Origin of the sequence: Synechococcus elongatus PCC 11801 (assembly GCF_003846445.2) — a bacterium.
GTDB classification, from domain to species: Bacteria; Cyanobacteriota; Cyanobacteriia; order Synechococcales; family Synechococcaceae; genus Synechococcus; species Synechococcus elongatus_A.
Genome location: NZ_CP030139.2, coordinates 522,035 through 541,232 on the forward strand (window position 1 = coordinate 522,035; position 19,198 = coordinate 541,232).

Annotated in this window: 18 protein-coding genes; 9 read left to right on the top strand and 9 right to left on the bottom strand. The window is 56.6% G+C overall.

All coding sequences use genetic code 11. The annotated features are described in order from the left end of the window. Window positions 1–84: 84 nt before the first annotated feature. On the bottom strand, window positions 85–660 hold the full coding sequence (locus DOP62_RS02450) for a hypothetical protein (protein ID WP_370538850.1): 576 nt from the start codon (window positions 658–660) through the stop codon (window positions 85–87). Window positions 661–741: 81 nt separating this feature from the next. Between DOP62_RS02450 and DOP62_RS02455 the strand changes: the two genes are divergently transcribed. Next, on the top strand, window positions 742–1,101 hold the full coding sequence (locus DOP62_RS02455) for a DUF565 domain-containing protein (RefSeq protein WP_261789778.1): 360 nt from the start codon (window positions 742–744) through the stop codon (window positions 1,099–1,101). 4 nt (window positions 1,102–1,105) lie between these two features. After that, entirely contained in the window at window positions 1,106–2,134 is a 1,029-nt protein-coding gene (locus DOP62_RS02460) for a hypothetical protein (protein ID WP_261789777.1), read from the top strand. Window positions 2,135–2,147: 13 nt separating this feature from the next. Here the strand turns inward: DOP62_RS02460 and rpmF are convergent, their stop codons facing one another. Further along, window positions 2,148–2,324, bottom strand: a complete 177-nt coding sequence (rpmF, locus tag DOP62_RS02465; RefSeq protein ID WP_208672867.1) for a 50S ribosomal protein L32 — start codon at window positions 2,322–2,324, stop codon at window positions 2,148–2,150. 188 nt (window positions 2,325–2,512) lie between these two features. Between rpmF and ftsH the strand changes: the two genes are divergently transcribed. Next, complete coding sequence (ftsH, locus tag DOP62_RS02470; protein ID WP_208676984.1) at window positions 2,513–4,411, top strand: ATP-dependent zinc metalloprotease FtsH; 1,899 nt, start codon at window positions 2,513–2,515, stop codon at window positions 4,409–4,411. 174 nt (window positions 4,412–4,585) lie between these two features. Here the strand turns inward: ftsH and recG are convergent, their stop codons facing one another. The 4 genes from recG to DOP62_RS02490 all read right to left on the bottom strand — a co-directional run bounded on the left by recG (window position 4,586) and on the right by DOP62_RS02490 (window position 9,835). Then, window positions 4,586–7,039 (bottom strand): ATP-dependent DNA helicase RecG, encoded by a 2,454-nt coding sequence (recG, locus tag DOP62_RS02475; RefSeq protein WP_208672866.1) that lies wholly within the window; start codon window positions 7,037–7,039, stop codon window positions 4,586–4,588. Window positions 7,040–7,048: 9 nt separating this feature from the next. Next, the gene (locus DOP62_RS02480; protein ID WP_208672865.1) at window positions 7,049–7,993 is read right to left on the bottom strand and encodes a hypothetical protein; all 945 of its coding nucleotides are present in this window, start codon (window positions 7,991–7,993) and stop codon (window positions 7,049–7,051) included. A 114-nt stretch (window positions 7,994–8,107) separates the two neighbouring features. Further along, entirely contained in the window at window positions 8,108–8,419 is a 312-nt protein-coding gene (locus DOP62_RS02485; protein WP_208672864.1) for a DUF3067 family protein, read from the bottom strand. A gap of 171 nt (window positions 8,420–8,590) precedes the next feature. Further along, entirely contained in the window at window positions 8,591–9,835 is a 1,245-nt protein-coding gene (locus DOP62_RS02490; protein WP_208672862.1) for a tetratricopeptide repeat protein, read from the bottom strand. Between the two features lie 154 nt (window positions 9,836–9,989). Between DOP62_RS02490 and purD the strand changes: the two genes are divergently transcribed. The 6 genes from purD (at window position 9,990) to psaK (ending at window position 15,850) form a co-directional block, all read left to right on the top strand. After that, window positions 9,990–11,291, top strand: coding sequence for a phosphoribosylamine--glycine ligase (gene purD / locus DOP62_RS02495; protein WP_208672860.1), 1,302 nt, complete (start codon window positions 9,990–9,992; stop codon window positions 11,289–11,291). Between the two features lie 63 nt (window positions 11,292–11,354). Then, complete coding sequence (gene nblS / locus DOP62_RS02500) at window positions 11,355–13,349, top strand: two-component system sensor histidine kinase NblS (protein WP_208672858.1); 1,995 nt, start codon at window positions 11,355–11,357, stop codon at window positions 13,347–13,349. A gap of 51 nt (window positions 13,350–13,400) precedes the next feature. Further along, entirely contained in the window at window positions 13,401–14,276 is an 876-nt protein-coding gene (locus DOP62_RS02505; RefSeq protein WP_208672857.1) for an S-methyl-5'-thioadenosine phosphorylase, read from the top strand. Further along, window positions 14,276–15,178, top strand: coding sequence for a tRNA glutamyl-Q(34) synthetase GluQRS (gene gluQRS, locus DOP62_RS02510; RefSeq protein WP_208672856.1), 903 nt, complete (start codon window positions 14,276–14,278; stop codon window positions 15,176–15,178). The genes DOP62_RS02505 and gluQRS overlap by 1 nt, the downstream gene beginning before the upstream one ends. After that, entirely contained in the window at window positions 15,175–15,477 is a 303-nt protein-coding gene (locus DOP62_RS02515) for a DUF3593 domain-containing protein (protein ID WP_208672855.1), read from the top strand. Before gluQRS ends, DOP62_RS02515 begins: the two co-directional genes overlap by 4 nt. 118 nt (window positions 15,478–15,595) lie before the next feature. Then, on the top strand, window positions 15,596–15,850 hold the full coding sequence (psaK, locus tag DOP62_RS02520; RefSeq protein ID WP_011242934.1) for a photosystem I reaction center subunit PsaK: 255 nt from the start codon (window positions 15,596–15,598) through the stop codon (window positions 15,848–15,850). Window positions 15,851–16,031: 181 nt separating this feature from the next. On the opposite strand, the gene devC is transcribed toward psaK, so the two are convergent. The 3 genes from devC to DOP62_RS02535 all read right to left on the bottom strand — a co-directional run bounded on the left by devC (window position 16,032) and on the right by DOP62_RS02535 (window position 19,137). After that, on the bottom strand, window positions 16,032–17,210 hold the full coding sequence (devC, locus tag DOP62_RS02525; RefSeq protein ID WP_208672854.1) for an ABC transporter permease DevC: 1,179 nt from the start codon (window positions 17,208–17,210) through the stop codon (window positions 16,032–16,034). Then, window positions 17,194–18,294 (bottom strand): HlyD family efflux transporter periplasmic adaptor subunit, encoded by a 1,101-nt coding sequence (locus DOP62_RS02530; protein ID WP_208672853.1) that lies wholly within the window; start codon window positions 18,292–18,294, stop codon window positions 17,194–17,196. Before DOP62_RS02530 ends, devC begins: the two co-directional genes overlap by 17 nt. A gap of 96 nt (window positions 18,295–18,390) precedes the next feature. After that, window positions 18,391–19,137, bottom strand: coding sequence for a phycocyanobilin:ferredoxin oxidoreductase (locus tag DOP62_RS02535; protein ID WP_208672852.1), 747 nt, complete (start codon window positions 19,135–19,137; stop codon window positions 18,391–18,393). Window positions 19,138–19,198 lie beyond the last annotated feature (61 nt).

The following is a 19,198-nucleotide window of genomic DNA, read 5'->3' on the forward strand; positions in this document are numbered from 1 at the left end:
TGGGGGTGTACTCTCACCCCCTGGGATTCCCGCAGCCAACTGCTTCCCTATGGTGCTTGCTCCCTGCCCATGCCATGAATCCAGTTATGGAGAGGTTGCAGGCGCTGGTTCTGGATCTTCCAGCAGCAGCTGCCATTCCTGCGTGGTCGGATTCCACTGGGGCTGGCGATCGCGACCCACCTGATAGGGTCCCCAATAGAGCCGCGACCCATCGAGGGCAAACGCGACCAGCACATCTTGGGGTTGCAGCTGCAACTTGCCTTGGGGCAGAGAGAGGAGCAGTCCTTGGGAGCCCACTTCTTGAGGAGCAAAATCCCAATGGACAGGCTCAGTATTTTGGGCGATAGCCGTCTGCTGTAAGACGACCCGCACGGGGTGATCGGAACGGTTGGCCACCCGAATCGGAGCCCGATAGGCCGCAGGGTTCGCCGCAATGCGATTGCTCAGCTCGGGGTTCTCGCGCGGCGAGACCCTATCTTGAAAGCGCGACGGTACCGGCGGGAGTGGTGGCGTTGCCACTGGGGGAGCCGTCTCTCCCAAAGGAGCCTCAACCCCCCAGAATCCGCTGAGCAGTCCACAGCCTCCCAGCAGGACAGTGAGTAGCAAACCCCCACTCAGCCATCGCAAGACACGACAGCCCGCCTCGGATTCCTTTTGCAACGACCGTTCCCCACCTCTACACAGCAAGACTAATATGCTCAGCAGTAGCAATCGTGCCAGAGTCGCGATCGCTGCGGTTCTTTGCCCCAGTTTTTTGCCGATATGCAGAATACGCGCCTCAACCAACTGGTGAGTGCCGCAGGCGGTGCGCTCCTGCAGTGGTTCCAGCAACCGTGGCGACGGCTATCGTTGCAGATCATCTGCCTGCTGTTTGGTTTTTGGCTGATCAACGCGCTGTCTCTTGCCGCAGGGCAGTCCGGCGTCTGGGATCCGAGCTTGGCCGCAATCATCACCCTGTCGGTAGAAGTCTGTAGCTGGCTGTACTATCGCGGGCCAGGGGCAGGGCAACGCGATCGCAGTCTGCCGTTTCTCCTGCTGCAAAATCTCAAGCTGGGCGCGGTCTATGCCCTTGCGATGGAAACCCTCAAGATTGGATCTTGAGGTAGTGAAGCTCGCCAGCAGCATCGCCAGCTTGGAGCAAGCAAGCCGCTTGTCTGAGGAGGAGTTGCAAGCGATTGCCCAGCAGTGGCGACTCGCAGAGACTGCACTGACGGTCAGCGATCGGTCAGAAGCCAACTGGCACATTCAAGCCGAGTGGCTCCGTGCTGCTTGGACGTCCCTCAGTGCCCACTATCCGGCCTTGCGAACCGGATCAGTGGCCTTCTGGAAAACGCTATGGCGACTGTGGCTGCCCCTTGCCCAAGTGCTTGCTGAGCAGATCCAGCAGCAGACTCAGCCGGTCATGCTCGGCGTTCTCGGGAGTCAGGGCTGTGGAAAAACAACGTTGGGACAGGTACTGACCCTCCTCCTGCAACAGCAAGGCTATCGCGTTTGCAGTCTCTCCCTCGACGATGGCTACCTCAGCTATCGCGCTCGCTGTCAGTTACAGCAACAGGACCCACGGCTGATCTGGCGGGGACCACCAGGTACCCACGATCTGGCTGTCTTGCAGCAGGCGTTGACTCATCTTCAATCCGGGCAGCCGACCCTCTTGCCCCGCTTCGATAAATCACTCCATGCCGGAGCGGGCGATCGCATCGCACCGATTGCAATGGAGCCTGTCGATCTGGTGATTTTTGAAGGCTGGTTTGTGGGCTGTCGTAGCGATCGCCATTGGCCACCAACATCTTGGCCTTGGCCGATTGAGACACTGGCAGATCAAGAGTTTGCAACAGACTGCAATCAGCGTTTAAAGGACTACGAACCGTTGTGGACGTCTTTTGATCAGCTGCTAATCCTGAGGCCTCAAGATTTTCGCTGGAGCTATGACTGGCGTTTGCAAGCCGAGCAAGAACTGCAGCACCAACGAGGGCAGGGCATGTCTGCTGAGGCGATCGCCACGTTTGTGCAGTACTTCTGGAAAGCATTACATCCCCAGTTATTTATCGAACCGCTTTGCCAAGCATCAATTGACAGCAAAAAATGGGTGGCAGCGATCGGAGCGGATCACGCTGTCACCCAAGTGCTGACTTGAATCGCAGCAGCTTCTATTCTTCGGTGTCGTCTTCGTCTTGAGTCGGGTAGACAAATCCTTTCGCCCGACCGGTCAGGACGGATTTACCCAAGGACAGTGCCCGTTGAGCCTGCAGTGCAGCCTTACGCTTCCAAGTGGCCTTGCGCTTGTCGCGTTTGCTCTTGGAGGTTTTCTTCTTTGGGACGGCCATGGCAGATTACTAGATGATTGGAAGATTCACAGAAAGACGATCATAGATTCGCAAGGCGACGCTGGTCAACTGCTGAGTCACTGCGATCGCCCTATCGAGCAGCGATCGCGACCCAATAACGCAGGATCAGAGCCCGCCGTTAGACTGGAGGTGCTATTTTCATGCCCTTGGGGTTCGTACCACCGACTATGCCCAAGCTTTTGCCACAGTCCCGCACCCGTCACTCTTGGCGCTTTATCTGGGTGCTGCTGCTTGGATTAGGTGTCGGTACTGGCAGTATTCCACCTGCCCTTGCGCAGAATCGCAGTGAACCTACAACCGTTTCCCTCGACTATTCCGGCCTGCTGAAGGATATTGCGAACGGTCAAGTCCAAAGCATTGACTATGACCCTGTGCAACGGGTGGCGCGGGTTCAGTTACAAGGGCGGCGAGCTGCAGAAGTTCCGCTGTTTAACCAGAATCCAGAACTGATCGAAACGGCACGCCGCTACAACGTTCCTTTTGAAGTCACCCCCACACAAGACAACAGTGCCCTTGCAGGCACGCTCGTCAATTTGGGCTTGATTCTCATTCTGCTTGTTGGTCTGATTTTCCTGCTACGGCGATCGGCGGGTGCGGCGAACCAAGCCCTGAACTTTGGCAAATCCCGCGCTCGCTTTCAGATGGAAGCCAAAACCGGCGTGATGTTTGAGGATGTGGCGGGCATCGAAGAAGCCAAGGAAGAGCTCCAGGAAGTAGTTTCGTTCCTGCGCAGTTCCGATCGCTTTACGGCAGTGGGCGCACGAATTCCTCGGGGGGTGCTGTTAGTTGGCCCGCCAGGCACGGGTAAAACGCTGTTGGCCAAGGCAATCGCTGGTGAAGCTGGCGTTCCGTTCTTCAGCATGTCCGGCTCCGAATTTGTGGAGATGTTTGTCGGCGTCGGCGCGAGCCGCGTGCGCGATCTGTTTCGCAAAGCCAAGGAAAATTCTCCCTGCATCGTCTTCATCGATGAGATCGATGCGGTTGGTCGGCAGCGCGGTGCGGGCATTGGCGGTGGCAATGACGAGCGGGAGCAAACACTCAATCAGTTGCTGACCGAAATGGACGGCTTCGAAGAGAATTCGGGCGTGATCATTATTGCGGCGACGAACCGTCCTGACGTTCTCGACTCAGCCTTGCTCCGACCGGGGCGTTTTGACCGCCAAATCGTGGTTGATTTGCCCAGTTACGCAGGTCGTCTCGGGATTTTGCAAGTTCATGCCCGTAATAAAAAGCTCGCAGAGGATGTGTCGTTAGAAGCGATCGCACGTCGCACGCCCGGCTTCTCAGGAGCTGACTTAGCCAACCTGCTGAATGAGGCAGCAATCCTAACGGCGCGCCGCAACAAAACAGCAGTCGATGAATCAGATATCGATGATGCGATCGATCGGATCACTATCGGCATGACGCTATCGCCATTACTCGATAGCCAAAAGAAACGCCTGATTGCTTATCACGAAATCGGCCATGCCTTGTTGATGACATTGCTCAAGCATTCCGATCGCTTGGATAAGGTCACGATTATTCCGCGATCGGGCGGCATTGGTGGCTTCGCCAAACCGATTCCCAACGAAGAATTGATTGATAGTGGCCTCTATAGCCGAGCTTGGTTACGCGATCGCATTGTTGTTGCCCTCGGAGGGCGTGCGGCTGAAGAAGTGGTCTTTGGCGATGCAGAAGTCACCCAAGGTGCCGCCTCCGATATTGAGATGATCACTAACTTGGCGCGTGAAATGATCACACGCTACGGCATGTCCGATCTGGGGCCTTTAGCCCTGGAAAGTGATCAAGGAGAGGTCTTCCTCGGTCGCGATTGGATGTCACGTCGAGCAGATTACTCAGAAGCAGTTGCCGCTCAAATTGATCACAAGATTCGGGCACTGATCAAGGCCTGTCATGCTGAAGCGCGCCAGCTCCTATCGGACAATCGCAACCTAATGGATCGTCTTGTCGATCGCCTCATTGATCAAGAGTTAATCGAAGGAGATGAGTTCCGCAGAATTGTTGATCAGTTTTCGCAATCACCTGCAGCTAGCAAACCGGTGCTCCAATCACCTGCTGTCCTCTGAGAGAGCACTCTGTGATGGCTCACTACTTTCACAGCACTCACCAGATTTGTAGGCTTGAATTACGCACAAGATTGGTCAAACCTGCTCCACAATCGACAATTGGATGAGGCTTAACCATCTAGAAAGCTGCTACGTTTACTGTCAACAGTAAGGATTTTTTGATTAAGAGAGACATTAAGTTAAAATCATGCCACCCATCAGCCGTCGATAACGAGCTTCGAGTTCTTGTTTGAGCAAAGGCGATCGCGACAGCTCTGGATCTTGCTCAATTAATGTTTCGGCGGTTGTGCGAGCTAAGTCGAGAACATCTTGATCTTCAACCAAACTGGCAAGGGCAAAATCAGGTAAGCCCGATTGACGTGTGCCGAGCACTTGGCCGGGGCCGCGCAGTCGCAAATCCATTTCGGCAATGAAGAAACCATCCTGCGACTGTTCCATCACCTTGAGGCGCTGTTGAGCAGTTTCACTGCGTGAGGCACTCATCAAGAGGCAATAGGAACGTGCTGCGCCGCGACCGACCCGACCCCGTAATTGGTGCAATTGCGACAAGCCAAATCGTTCGGCATGTTCAATCAGCATCACCGTCGCATTCGGGACATCGACACCAACTTCAACGACTGTTGTCGACACCAGAATGTCGGTCTGGCGATCGCGAAAAGCAGCGATCGCGGCGTCTTTTTCGGCAGAACTCATTCGTCCGTGCAGCAAGCCGATCTGAAACTCGGGAAAGACTTGAGAAAGACGCTGATATTCTTCGATTGCGGATCGCAGATCGAGTTTTTCTGACTCCTCAACCAGCGGCAGGACAACATAAACTTGACGCCCTTGAGCGATTTCGCGTCGCATCAAATCATGGGCATGTTGGCGATCGCTAGGGCCTAGGGCCGTGGTTTGAATCGGTTGCCGACCCGGTGGTAATTCATCGATTTGACTGACTTCTAAATCACCATGCAGGGTCAGTGCCAAGGTCCGCGGAATCGGCGTCGCCGTCATGGTCAGGACATGAGGATTGACACCTTTTTGCTGTAGTTTGGCTCGCTGCGCCACGCCAAAGCGATGCTGCTCATCAATCACCACTAGGCCGAGATTTTGAAAATCAACTGGATCCTGAATCAGTGCATGGGTGCCGACTAGCAGGGGCAGTTCCCCCGTTGCCAGCGATCGCTGAATTTCCCGTCGTTTCGCCGCGCGCGTGGAACCCGTCAGTAACTCCACAGGCAGATGCAGTTGGGTGCACCAGTCTACTAGCTTGCGATAGTGCTGCTCGGCCAACACTTCCGTTGGAGCCATCAGGGCACCTTGATAGCCTGCTTGAATCGCCGCCAAGAGACTGACGATCGCGACCACCGTTTTGCCAGAACCAACATCGCCTTGCACCAATCGATTCATCGGCCAAGGTTGCTGTAGGTCGGTCAGAATGTCGTTGACCACCCGCTGCTGGGCACCTGTCAGTTGGAAGGGCAGCAGTTGATAGAAGCGATCGATCAACTCTCCGGTTGGGGCTAAAACCGCTGCTGCTGACTCTGCTCGTTGTCGAGCTCGTCGCTGCAACAAGCCCAACTGGAGGTAGAGAAATTCATCAAAGACCAGTCGCCGGCGTGCCTGCTGCAGAAGTTCTGGAGTCTCTGGGAAGTGAATGGCCGCGATCGCTTGATTGAGCACCAGCAACTGATGTTGTTCGCGCAGCGCTGTGGGCAACGGATCGCGCAGTTGCTCTGCCGCTGGTAGAGCTTGCACGATCGCCCGGCGGAGGGTGTCGGCAGCCACACCTTCGGTCAGCGGGTAGATCGGAACAATTCGACCGACTTTGAGAGAGGCGATCGGGCTGTCGGGGCTATCGAGAACTTCAATTTCTGGGTTATCGAGGGTGACGCCGTACTTACTGCGTTTGACCAAGCCTGAGGCAGCGATCATCGTGCCCGGTGGATAGAGCCGTCGCTGTTGTTCCTGCCAGCCACGACCGCTGTAGCGCGTCCCCATAAAGAAGCGGCTGAGCCGGATTTGACCGCTGCCATCGCGCACTACCAGCTCCAAAATTGTCAGCTTGGCATTGCGCGGGCTAGTGAAGCAGGTGCAGCGTTGAACCGCGCCGATCAGGGTCGCAGTTTCACCGGGTTCAAGGGCGCGAATGTTGACATGGCGAGCGTAATCGACATAGTTGCGCGGGTAGTGATGCAGCAGATCGCGAACGGTGCGTAGCTCTAGCCGTTCCAGTTGCGCCGCTACCCGAGGCCCAACCCCCTTGAGATAAGTCAGCGCTTGGTCTAATGCCGTCTGAGCCGTGGTGGTCGCCACAGGTGATTGACTACGCGGTAAGCGCCGGGCTGGGGGCGAGTTTTCACTGACGCGGGCTTGGCTGCGCCGCTGTTGTTCATGAATTTGACGCCGCGTGTTAGCCACGAGGTGCTGACGCTGGCTGGCGCTCAGTTCGCCGTAGCGCTGATAGGCTTGGGCTAATTGCTGCCAGCGTTCATCGGCGATCGCAGTTGCAGCCTCTTGCAGGGCTTGACTAAGAAATTCACTGAAGCGGGACTGTCGCCCGACAAGATCACCAAACCCCTGCTCTGCCTCGATCGCCAAGGCTTGTTGGAGGCGACGCCAATCAGGAGCTGGGCTAGCCGCTGTCATGGCTGCAGGTCAACGGTCCTGATTCCAAGCAAAGCGCCAAGCCGCTTCGGCCTGGGCGATCGCCTGGCGTTGTTCTTCGGCTGCCACCAAGCGACCCAGCTGTTTCAGCTGACGCTGGCAGTCTCGCAATTGCTGCCGTGCCAGCCGCAATTCGGGTACAGAAAACTCTAGATCGGCAAGGCGCAGGTAGATTGCCGCCAACTGAATTGTTGTGCTCTCTTCCTCCTCACGCTCTTCGCTGGGAGCGGTAGTGATAGTCAGCATCAAGAGATTGGGAGGGCCAGACTGCTGCTCAGCGCCATCATTTTTGATCGCCGCCTCTAGCATCTGGGGCGGAACGCCACTGCGGATAATCCCCATTTTCTCGAGGAGGCGATTGGCTTGGCGAGAGGTGTGGCGCAACTGTCGCACCAGAGACCGGTTGAGCGACTGCAGCCAGGCGTAGATCGCAGCAGGATGGGCGGGAGGTACTGGGTTCAGGTAGCTGAGGTCCAGCTCGGCAACGGCTGACTCTGGTTGTTCTGCTTGTTCTGCTGTCGCTTCGGCGGGGGCGGTGGGCGCTGTTACAGGTTCAGATTCAGGCGACTCAGCACTTTTATCTGACTCGGCTTCACTGGCTTCACTGGCAGTTTGAGCCAGTTGTTCGGCCACTTCCGCTTCGGCGATCGCTCGCTTCTTCGCTGCTTCAAGGAGCTGATCAACCGTCAGGTTAGCAACCGTTTTCTGTCCGAGCTGACGAAGATGCTGCTGCAGCGATCGCTGTTGCTCTTCCTCCAGTGCCACAAACTGTTCTGGGTAAATCTGGGTACAGAGCTGATAACCCGCTTGGATCAACTGCTCTTGAACCGTGGCCGCCAATGCCGCAAGGTAGTTGCTATAGACAGCGCTGAACTGTTGCGCCAGCTTCTCAACTTGCTGACTGAGTATTGATTGGGATTCCTCAAGGGAAACCACGGTCTGACTCCTAAGGCGATCGCGCCAGCCACTCTAGACAAAGCTGACTCTCCCTCCAGAATAGCGACTGGCGGAGATCCGCAATGCACCGGCATCACTACGCAATCGCTAGGCTCAATCGGGAAACCACTCACTGGCCCGTGCCCCGAGTTCAATGGGGATGCTGACAGCTTTCCCCAGTCGGGGCTTCTCGCGGGTTTCACGAATGGTTTGGGCGATCGCTTCTGTTGCTCCTAGCGCGACCAAGTAGTTGGCAACCTCATCCAGATGGGCAATGTACTCCGCCTCATCCATCGGAAAGGAGGCCTGCTCAAGATACTTCCACATGATTTGCAGAAAGATTTTGCCCTGAGTCCGCCGCAGCTGAACGTCATAGGAATAGCCCCAGCGATCGAGCAAGAGCTGATGCAGTTCTTTTCCGGTCATGGAGCCTTAACCCTTGAGCAAGCGAAGTCTGAGCACTCAATCATCGCCAAGCATTTGGCAGCCAACAGTGGCATTCTCGCCTCTGTAACCGCCGCAACAGTCAGATGAATGAAAAACCACTGTAGCTGCAGTCCCCACCGCGATAGGCCAAGGCTAGATTGACCTGCTAAGTCAAGGGGACAACTGGGCTTGTAGCGCCGTCAGTTCGGGACCGCCATAACCCAGCTGCCCTGCAATGTTTTGCCCCTCAGTCAGGGCTTGTTCAGCAGCGGGACGATCGCCCTGACGTAGCTGATAGCGCCCTAGCCGCGCGTAGTTTTCCATCAAGCCGTAGAGGTCGCCCTCGTTTCGTGCTTGGGACAGCAGCAAGTCATAAACCGCGATCGCATCCGCCATTTGGTTCTGCTCTTGGTAGAGATCACGCAGCGCTTCGAGAGCATCTCGGGCAAGGGCTAGCTGACCAAGAGGCAGTGCTTGTCGATAGACCGACTGGTAGGTTTCGACCGCGATCGCCAATAGTTTTTGCCGCCGTTGATTGTCAGCGATCGCAAGGAGCCAAGCGGGTTGTAGATCGGGACGAATCAGAGCGAGCTCGGCTTGCTGTAACGCAATCGCCTCTTCATAGCGCCGGAGCTGCTCCAAGCTAAAAATTTGTTGCCGCACGGCCCATTCGCGCTGACTATAGTTCGGTTCTTGGCGGGGGCCCAGTCGTGCTTCTTGCACTTGCGAGTTCAGGCCGATGTCAAGCAGGGGGTTGTCGGTTAGCAACGCGACCAGTGCCCCGTAGGTCTCGGCAGCAGCAGCGTGGCGAAAACTCTCAAACTCACTCGTCGCGAGGGCATCGAGCAGATCGCGGCGATCGCCGGGTGCTTGCGGCTGCGCCAACAGTTGCCGATAGAGGCGAATGGCATTGTCAAAATCCCGCACCTCCTGATAGGCGATCGCTAAATCTAGTTGCTGAGCAGGGCTGAGATCGGGGGTCGTTGCTTCAATCTGCTGCAGTCGCTTGGTGATCGCCTGACTTTCGACCGCGCGATTTTTCTCTCTGGCTTGCTGACCCGTCAGTTTGAGCAACGGCAACTCTTCCGCTAGCCCAAGGGCTTGTTGCAGCCGGATTGCCCGAAAACGCAGCTCAAAGGCCAAGTCATCCTGCTGGAGGTTGGCTGCCCCATCGGCTGCATCCAATAATTGGGCGATCGCTGCTCGAATGGCCCGTTTTTCTAGGGGTGTGTAGCCCCGTGTCGACAGTTTGGACGGCAGGAGCGGATCGCTGGGGCCTGTCGTGAGATCCAGCAAGACTGCGCGGGGAATTAGAGCCTCAGTTTCTGGATCGGCGGGAGTCTGAGCGATCGCCGCTGTTGCACCGAGGAGCCAGAGGGCGATCGCGCCGCCCATCATCCATCGCTGCCCACTCATGCTCACGCTCCCCACTGGACTCTCTCTGCATCACTGTATCGGTGGCGGGGTCGCTGCCAACACCATGCTGGAGATGGGCAGACAGACAGGTACGATGAAAGCTGCATTGGACAGGCTTTCGACCTGACCAGACCCACTTTCGCCTCAGACTAGCGTGAAAATTCTTGTTGTCGGTAACGGGGGCCGCGAGCATGCCCTCGTCTGGAAACTGGCTCAATCGCCGACTGTTGAGGCGATCGTTTGTGTGCCCGGTAATGGCGGCACGGCTGGTGCTGCCAAATGCCGCAACCACGCGCTCAATCCCTTGGATGGCAAAGCGTTGGCTGACCTCTGCACCCAGGAAGGGATTAGCTTAGCGGTGATCGGGCCGGAAGCCCCGCTGGCAGCAGGTGTGGCAGATTTCCTGCGCGATCGCGGTATTGCGGTCTTTGGACCGGGGCAAGCCGGTGCGCAGATTGAAGCCAGCAAAGCCTGGGCAAAAGCGTTGATGGCTGAGGCAAATATCCCCACTGCCACAGCGGCCGTTTTCACCAACGCGGCCTCAGCACTGGACTATGTGCGCCAGCAGGGTGCGCCGATTGTGGTCAAAGCCGACGGTTTGGCTGCCGGCAAGGGCGTGATTGTCGCCCAAACACTGGCCGAGGCAGAAGCCGCCATCACTGCCTCGTTTGAGGGAGCCTTTGGGGCAGCCGGTCAGACGGTCGTAATTGAAGAATGCCTGACAGGGCCGGAGATTTCCGTGCTGGCCTTCACCGATGGTCAAACCATTCGCCCGCTGAAAGTCGCGCAAGATCACAAGCGAATTGGCGAAGGCGACACTGGTCTAAATACAGGTGGCATGGGCGCCTATGCCCCCGCTCCCCTCGCAACGCCCGAACTGCTGGCAGAGGTGCAAGCCCAGATTCTCGAACCAGCGCTGGCGACCCTGCGCGATCGCGGCATTGACTATCGCGGCATCCTCTACGCCGGTTTGATGCTGACGACAGCTGGTCCCAAGGTGATTGAGTTCAACTGCCGCTTTGGTGATCCTGAAACCCAATCCGTGCTGCCGTTGCTGGCCACACCTCTGGTGGATGTCCTGCTTGCTTGTGCAGAAGGTCGCTTGGCAGATTTGCCGGAACTGGAATGGCACGAGGCGGTTTCGGCCTGTGTCGTGCTGGCTGCAGGGGGCTATCCAAGTGACTATGCCAAGGGCGATCGCATTGAAGGATTGGCCGCAGCGGAAGCGGCGGGCGCTGTCGTCTTCCATGCCGGCACTACTGCTGTGGATGACGCGATCCAAACAGCAGGCGGACGGGTGCTCAACGTCGTGGCTACGGCTGCTGACTTTGATGCAGCTTTTGCCAAGGTCTATCAGGCGTTGGAATCGATCCAGTTCCGCGATCGCTACTACCGGCGTGACATTGGTTGGCAAGTGCGATCGGGCGGGGCGGCGGCAGCAACCCACGAGTCGTAAGCGGTTTCGGCCAGCCGGATACGATAGGGTCAGTCCTGTTTGTTCGGCTTAGAGCAGCTGCCTATGCTGGCCTTTTGGCAACAACTGCGCGATACGCTGACCCGCTGGTGGGCAGATTTCACCCTGCAAACCAAGCTGATGGCGATCGCCACTTTGGTCGTCTCGCTGATTATGAGCGGGCTGACTTTTTGGGCTGTCAACAGCATTCAAGAGGATGCACGGCTCAATGACACGCGCTTTGGGCGCGATTTAGGTCTGTTGCTGGCTGCCAACGCGACGCCTCTCATTGCTGACGAGGATATCGCCGGGCTGACGCGCTTCTCCTATCGCTTCTATCGCAGCACCAGCAGCATTCGCTATTTGCTCTATGCCGATACGGAAGGCGAAATTTATCTCGGCATTCCTTTTTCGCAATCAGAAGTTCGTAACTCCCTAACGATTCAGCGCCGCATCCAGCTGCCACCCGACTATCTGCGTCAAGGCGATCGCCCCTACGTTCGGCAGCATTTGACCCCAGCAGGGCTCGTCACTGATGTGTTTGTGCCGCTGTTCCAGAACGATCGCTATCTGGGAGTGCTGGCAATCGGTACGAACCCCAGTCCAGCCGTCGTTGCTTCATCGGGCTTGACCCGTGATGTGACGATTGCGGTTTTCATCACCATTTGGGTGATGGTGATTGTGGGTGCCGTCTTTAATGCCTTGATCATCACCCGCCCGATTCGGGAGTTGGTGGAAGGCGTTCGCAGCATTGCCTCCGGAAACTTCAAGCAACGCATCGACCTGCCGCCCAGCGGGGAACTCGGCGAGTTAATTGCTAGCTTCAACGACATGGCAGAGCAGCTGGAAGGCTATGCCGCTCAGAATATTGATGAATTAACCTCCGAAAAAGCCAAGCTAGAGACGTTAGTTTCAACGATCGCTGATGGTGCTTTGCTGTTGGATGCGGATCTCAACTTAGTCCTTGTCAATCCGGCGGCGATTCGCATCTTTGGTTGGGAAGGGCGATCGCTCAAAGGCGATGACGTGATCGATCATTTGCCGTCACCTCTCGCCCAAGAATTGCATGATCCCCTCAAGGCGATCGCGAATGGCGATCGTGAAGCCGTTGAGTTGCGACTGACCTTGCCGGAACGCAGCAATCGGACCGTACGGATTTTGGTCAGTAATGTCTTAGATACTGCCCGAGCCAACGTCAAAGGCATCGCAGTAACGGTTCAAGACATCACCCGCGAGGTTGAACTGAATGAAGCTAAAAGTCAGTTCATTAGCAATGTCTCCCACGAGCTGCGGACGCCCCTTTTCAATATCAAATCCTTCATCGAAACGCTGCATGATTATGGCGATGATCTGAGTGAGGAAGAGCGGCGAGAGTTTCTATCAACGGCGAATCATGAAACCGATCGCCTCACCCGTCTGGTCAACGATGTTCTTGATCTATCGCGGTTGGAATCGAATCGTCGCTACAGCTTCGAAGGTATCGATCTGGTGCAGCCAATCGAGCAAACGCTGCGGACTTATCAGCTCAATGCCCGTGAGAAAGGGATTGAACTGCGATCGGAAATTGCGTCAGACTTGCCCGCCGTTCGCGCCAACTATGATTTGCTGCTGCAGGTGTTTGCCAACCTGGTGGGTAATGCCCTGAAATTCACCGCTTCCGGTGGTTGTGTGGCGATGCGCGCCTATTTGGTGGGGCAGCCACTGCGTACAGAAGCAACCGGGCATCTCGAAATTGTTAGCTCGCTGCCGAACGTGCGGATTGAGATCAACGACACCGGCATCGGCATTGATGCTGAAGATCAAGAGGCGATTTTCGATCGCTTTTTCCGCGTGGAGAACCGTGTCCACACTCTCGAAGGAACTGGGCTGGGACTCTCGATCGTCCGCAACATTGTTGAGAAACATCAGAGCCGCATCCATTTAATTAGTGAAGTCGGGATTGGCACTACCTTCTGGTTTGATCTACCGATTTATCAACCCGAGGAAGCGATCGCCGTGACGCCTGACCTGAATGCGATAGCAGCAACGCCAGAAACCGAAGTCAGCGTCAGCACCGGCTAGCTGACCGGCTTCAGCCAATAATGGGAGAGGCCATTCAGGGACGCGACAGGCATGACTCAAGTACGGATCGGCATCATTGGGGGAAGCGGCCTCTACCGCATGGAAGCCCTCAAAGACGTGGAAGAGGTCCGGGTTGAGACTGCATTTGGCGATCCTTCTGATGCACTGATTGTCGGCAATCTAGATGGCGTTCCTGTCGCTTTTCTGGCACGCCACGGCCGTCACCACCACCTGCTACCCACCGAAGTGCCCTACCGCGCCAACATTTTGGCGATGAAGCAGTTGGGCGTGGAATACATTCTTTCGGCCTCAGCCGTTGGTTCCCTGCAAGCGGAGATCGCACCGCTCGATTTGGTCATTCCCGATCAATTTATCGATCGCACTTTTGCCCGTCCCTCCACTTTCTTTGGCGATGGCCTCGTCGGTCATGTCACCTTCGGCGATCCCTTTTGCACTGCCCTCAGCCAACTGCTAGCGGAAGCTGTCAGCCTGGCCGAGCTGCCTGAGGTCAAACTGCACCAAGGCGGCACCTACGTCTGTATGGAAGGGCCGGCCTTTTCGACCAAGGCGGAATCGCAGCTCTACCGCAGTTGGGGTGCCCAGATTATTGGTATGACCAATTTGACGGAAGCGAAGCTGGCACGGGAAGCCGAAATTGCCTACGCAACGCTGGCGCTGGTCACCGATTACGACTGCTGGCACCCCGATCACGACAGCGTCACGGTTGAAATGGTGGTGGCCAATCTGCACAAAAATGCTGCCAATGCTCAGAAAGTGGTGCGAACCGCTGTGGGGCTGCTCAGCGATCGCTGGCCAGAATCCGCTGCCCATGACGCGCTCCGCTATGCGCTGCTGACCCAGCAGGAGCATGTACCGGCCGAAACGCGCCAGCGCTTGGCTCCCCTCTTGGCTAAATACTGGGGCTAGTGGCGATCGCTCCGCGAGGTCGGTTTGCCCCAACCCCCAGCGGCGATCTGCATCTGGGATCCTTGGTTGCAGCGGTTGGTAGTTATCTCCATGTCCGCAGTCAAGGCGGGACTTGGCTGCTCCGCATCGATGATCTCGATGCACCTCGTGTTGTGCCTGGTGCCAGCGATCGCATTCAGCACTGTCTCGAAGCCTTTGGACTGCACTGGGATGAGACGGTCTATTTCCAGCAACCCCAGCAGGAGCATTACCAAGCAGCCTTGGAGCAGCTGGTAGCGACGGGGCGAGTCTATCGCTGTCAGTGCAGCCGTAAGCAGTTGTCTCAGTCCGCTGACTCGATCTCCGTGGATGGATCGCTGCGCTATCCGGGCTTCTGTCGCGATCGCCAGCTCTCCAGCGATGTTGAAGGGAGCGATCGCCTCAATGTTCAAGGTCTAGCGGCGATCGCCCTCGAAGATGCCTGGCAGGGTTCCTATCAGCAACATCTGGCGCAGGCTGTCGGGGACTTTATTCTGCGGCGGCGCGATCGCCTGTTTAGCTACCACCTTGCCACGGTGGTGGACGATGCAAGGCAGGGGATTACGGAAGTGATTCGCGGCCTTGATTTGCTGGCCTCCACACCCCGCCAAATTGCCCTGCAACAGCTCCTGAATTTACCGACGCCCCACTACGGTCATCTGCCTTTAGTAGTCTGGCCGAATGGTGACAAGCTCAGTAAACAAACCAAGGCACCGGCACTGGATTTGCGCCAAGCACCGGCGTTGCTCTCCCAAGCGATCGCTCATCTGGGGCTGAAACTACCGTCAGAGCTGCAATCTGCGCCCGTCAGAGAGCAACTGGACTGGGCGATCGCCCACTTTCCAGCGCCTAGACTAAGCAAGCAGCCTGATTTGCGCTCATGAATAAAGAGACCCTCTTTGCTCTTTCCCTCTTTCCATATCTGGGCTTTCTCTGGTTTGCAACGCGATCAGGACAATTCCCAAAGCTAGCGCTTTGGGGCTTCTATGGCACCTTGGTGTTCGTCGCAGTGACAATTCCGGCAGGCATCTATGCCCAAGTCCACTACGGCGAAAGTTTGGCCAATGTGGACTGGCTGCATGGCAGTGCGGAAGTCTTTCTCACCCTCAGCAATATCTTGGTGGCGTTAGGCTTTCGGCAACGGCTACAGACCATGCAAGCTGAGCGCGATCGCAATCTGTAAAGTCTTTTGAAGGCTCCTCAGCAAGCTGGCAACAATCGGAAAAGATGAGTAGCGGTTGTCGTTTTCAACGCGGAGAAGCGGCAGCTGTCATAGCAAATTATTTTTTAGGAGTGGCCCAATGCTGCCGGTTTTAGCTGCAATTCCCCAAACTGTTGCTTGGAGCCCGAAAGTGGCTCTGGTGATGATTCTGAGCAACATCGTGGCGATCGCCATTGGCAAAGCCACCATCAAGATTCAGAATGCCGGTCCGGCGCTGCCCTCGCCCCAACTCTTTGGTGGTTTTGGTCTGCCTGCAGTCCTCGCGACCGCTAGCTTCGGCCACATTCTGGGCATTGGCGTCATCCTCGGCTTGGCCAACATCGGCAACCTCTAAGCCCCCAGCCCAAATAATTGATTTCCAAAGCCTAGGAGCGGTTAGGACGGCACCTCAACTCCTAGGCTTTGTTGATGTGAACTTTCCAGAACGAAACTTGCTCGCATTGTGCATGGAGACTGTTGTTTTAATCAGTCATGGCTGCACTCATTGAGGGCTGCAGCAGTTACCTGAAAACTACCTAGAAAATGTCGGCAGGATCGGCGGCTTCTAAACGGCGGACTGCAATCAAGCCTGAACCTAAGCACATCACCAAGGTCAGGATAAAAACAATCGAAGCGCGATCGAAGGTCATGCCGATCGGGATCATCGTGGCGCTGCGCGTGATTGCGTAAAGCCCTGTCGACAGAATGACCCCAGGAATGTAGCCGAGGGCTGCCAAGATTAGGGCTTCTTGGAAAACAACCCACAGCAGATAGCGATCGCTGTAACCCATCGCCTTAAGCGTGGCATACTCCGCCAAGTGATCCGAAACGTCGCTGTAGAGAATCTGATAGACGATCACGCCACCGACGATGAAGCCAATCACTGTTCCGAAGGTGAAGATAAAGCCGATCGCGGTGCTCGTCGCCCAGTAGTTGCGCTCAAATTCGACAAATTCCGGCTTACTCAGCACCCGCACATCCGGTGGCAGCGATCGCTGTAGTTCTTGAACAAGCTGGGGAATGTTGGTACCGGGCTCAGCTCGAATTAAGCCCACGTCAATTTCATCGCGCCGCCGCTGCGGAAAGATCTGCAGGAAGTTGAGATCGCTGGTGATGATGTTGCCATCGGCCCCGAAGGTGGCTCCCATCGTGAAGAGCCCGCCAACCCGAATCCGCCGTTCACCCACCTCGGTCACGACGGGCTGACCAGCTCGAAACTGCTGGGCTACCGGTCCAAATTCCGCTCGTGAGGTCTGGTCAAACAGCACCACATCCGGGATGCGGATCTCATTGAGATTTTCAGATAGTCCTTTGAGATCAAAAGCGTTCTCGTCGGGGCTAATGCCCAAGGTCAGGATCGATCGCGGCTGCCGCGTCTCAGGGTTCTTCCAGTTGACGAGGCCGATGTAGAGCGGACTGACCGACTGGACATCGGGCAAGCTCAAGGCTTGGTAAAGGCGGCGCTGCGGGAAGGGCCGCATCGAAGTCAGTGCGGTTGATTGCGGGCTGATCAACACGACATCCGCCGCGATCGCCTCATGCAGCGTGACAATGCTGTCGAACAGCCCGTCGCGAAACCCCATCTGCATGAACATCAGCAAACCGGCGAAGCTGATGCCTGCTAAAGCAACCAGTAGCCGCACACGCTGGCGAGCGAGCTGCCGCCACGCCAGGGGAATCCGGCGTGGCCAAGGCCATTTAAGACCGACCTGCATCGATTCGCACCAGTACTTGAAGGTTGGTTAGTTGCGAGACGCGTTGGCGATCGCTCGGGTCGAGATCAATCCGCACCTCCACCACCCGCGAGTCAATATCGGAGGCTGGGTCGGTGCTAAACACGCCTTTCTTGTCGATCTTGCCGCCGATCAAGGCAACCCGACCCTTGAGGCTGCCACTGAAACCGCCATGCTCACTCGTAATCGTGACGGGCTGCCCAACTTGGATCCGCCCCACATCCGTCTCGTACACCTCAGCAATCACTTGCATGCGATCGGTGCGGGCCAGTTCAATGACCCCATCATCGCTGCCACTTTCGCCAGGACGGCTATTGACCCGCAGCACTTGACCTGCAAACGGTGCACGAATGACTGTATTGGCCAGTTTGGCTGCCGCTTCTTGGGCCTGGGCTTGGGCTTGAGCAAGTCGAGCCTGAGCCAGTTGCACTTGCTCGGGCTGCGCTTCAGCCAGACTATCGAGGGTGCTGCGAGCTACGGCGAGTTCACCGCGCAAGCGTTCGACCTCAAGGCGCTTGCTATCGAGAGCAGTGGCCGCGATCGCCCCACTCTGGAAGAGGGCCTGGTTGCGGTCATATTCCCGCTGCGCGATCGCCAGTTCCGCCTGAATCCGATTGATTTGCTGTTGCTGAGTTTGGCGTTCGGTGGACTTGGCACCGGCCAAAATCCGGTTGAGATCCGCTTGAGCAACTGCCACAGCACTGTTAGCCGCAGCAGCGGCTGCTGCCAGTTCTGGTTGGTTATCGAGAACTGCCAAAATTTGACCCGCCTCGACGCGATCGCCCTCTTCGACTCGTAGTTCAGCAATTCGAGCCTGACTAAAGCCCGACTGAGGAGCTGTCAGTTTTGCCACTCGGCCCTCGGGCTCTAAACGGCCCAAAGCACCTACATAGCGATCGGTTTGCGTCTGAACGACTGGAGCAGGTTCTGGCGGTGCAGCACTGCGACTGCGCAAAAAGACCACGCTGCCGATCACGAGAATCCCTATCCCACCGTAGATCAGCCAGCGTTGGCGGTTGCCTGGGATGACCGGCTTCAAAGTTGCCGGACTGCGCGTTTCAACCATGGCAGCAGTCACAAAAAGATGCTCTTATTTTGCCAAGAATTATTACGCAGCGTAACGGCAGTGATTCTGACCAGCTCAGATGCCAGCGCGATCGCCTCAAACGGTTGGTAAATCAAAGAGCATGGTGGTCATGTAGCGCTCGGCCCAGTCTTCGCCAAAGGCTTTTTCAAGGACACGACGGGTTTTGTCATTGCGACGCTGCTGTTCGCAGTAGTAGCGTTGCCGCTCAAGCACCGTGGCGATCGCCTCTGGATCGGTCAAGGCTGGAGCTGCTGCTGCCTGCTGACAATGAACCTGCAAGAAACCCAAGGCGCGATCGCGGAAGGCGGCTTCTTCCTCGACAGTTCCCGGTCGGATAAATAGGCAGAAGGACGAAAAGATGTCTCCCCAAGTGGGCAACTCGCGCACGCCTTGGAAGGTTGGGTTCGGTAGTGCCGTCAAACCTGTGACGTAATCATCGGCAAGTTCTTGGGTGATCGTGGTCGGTGAGAGATCGACGATCGCGGCACTGATTTGACCCCGCCCGCCGACGAGATCTGCACCAAACATCGGTAGATCAAAGGTTGTGCGAGGAAACAGAACGCAGTGGAGGATATCGAGGTTATTGCCAACCCGTGCGAGTTCTAGGTGCAGCTTGCGAAATTCTCGACTTTGGTAACAGCGATTTTCAATCTGGAGTCGTTCTCCCTCCAGCTTGCCTTCGATGTAGCCCAGGTCAGCAGGCATCGCCTCGTAGGGTTCTAAGTCCAGCCACTGTTGCCAAGTTGCTTCGATGCCCGTGGCCAGATCCCGAATCAGAGGATGCAGTTGATCTTTAAGGCCGACTTGCGTGCTGGAGGACATCGCCAACGCTGAAAAACGCCTGTTGCCTACTCTAAATTCTTGGCTGTCCGTGGCTGGCAAG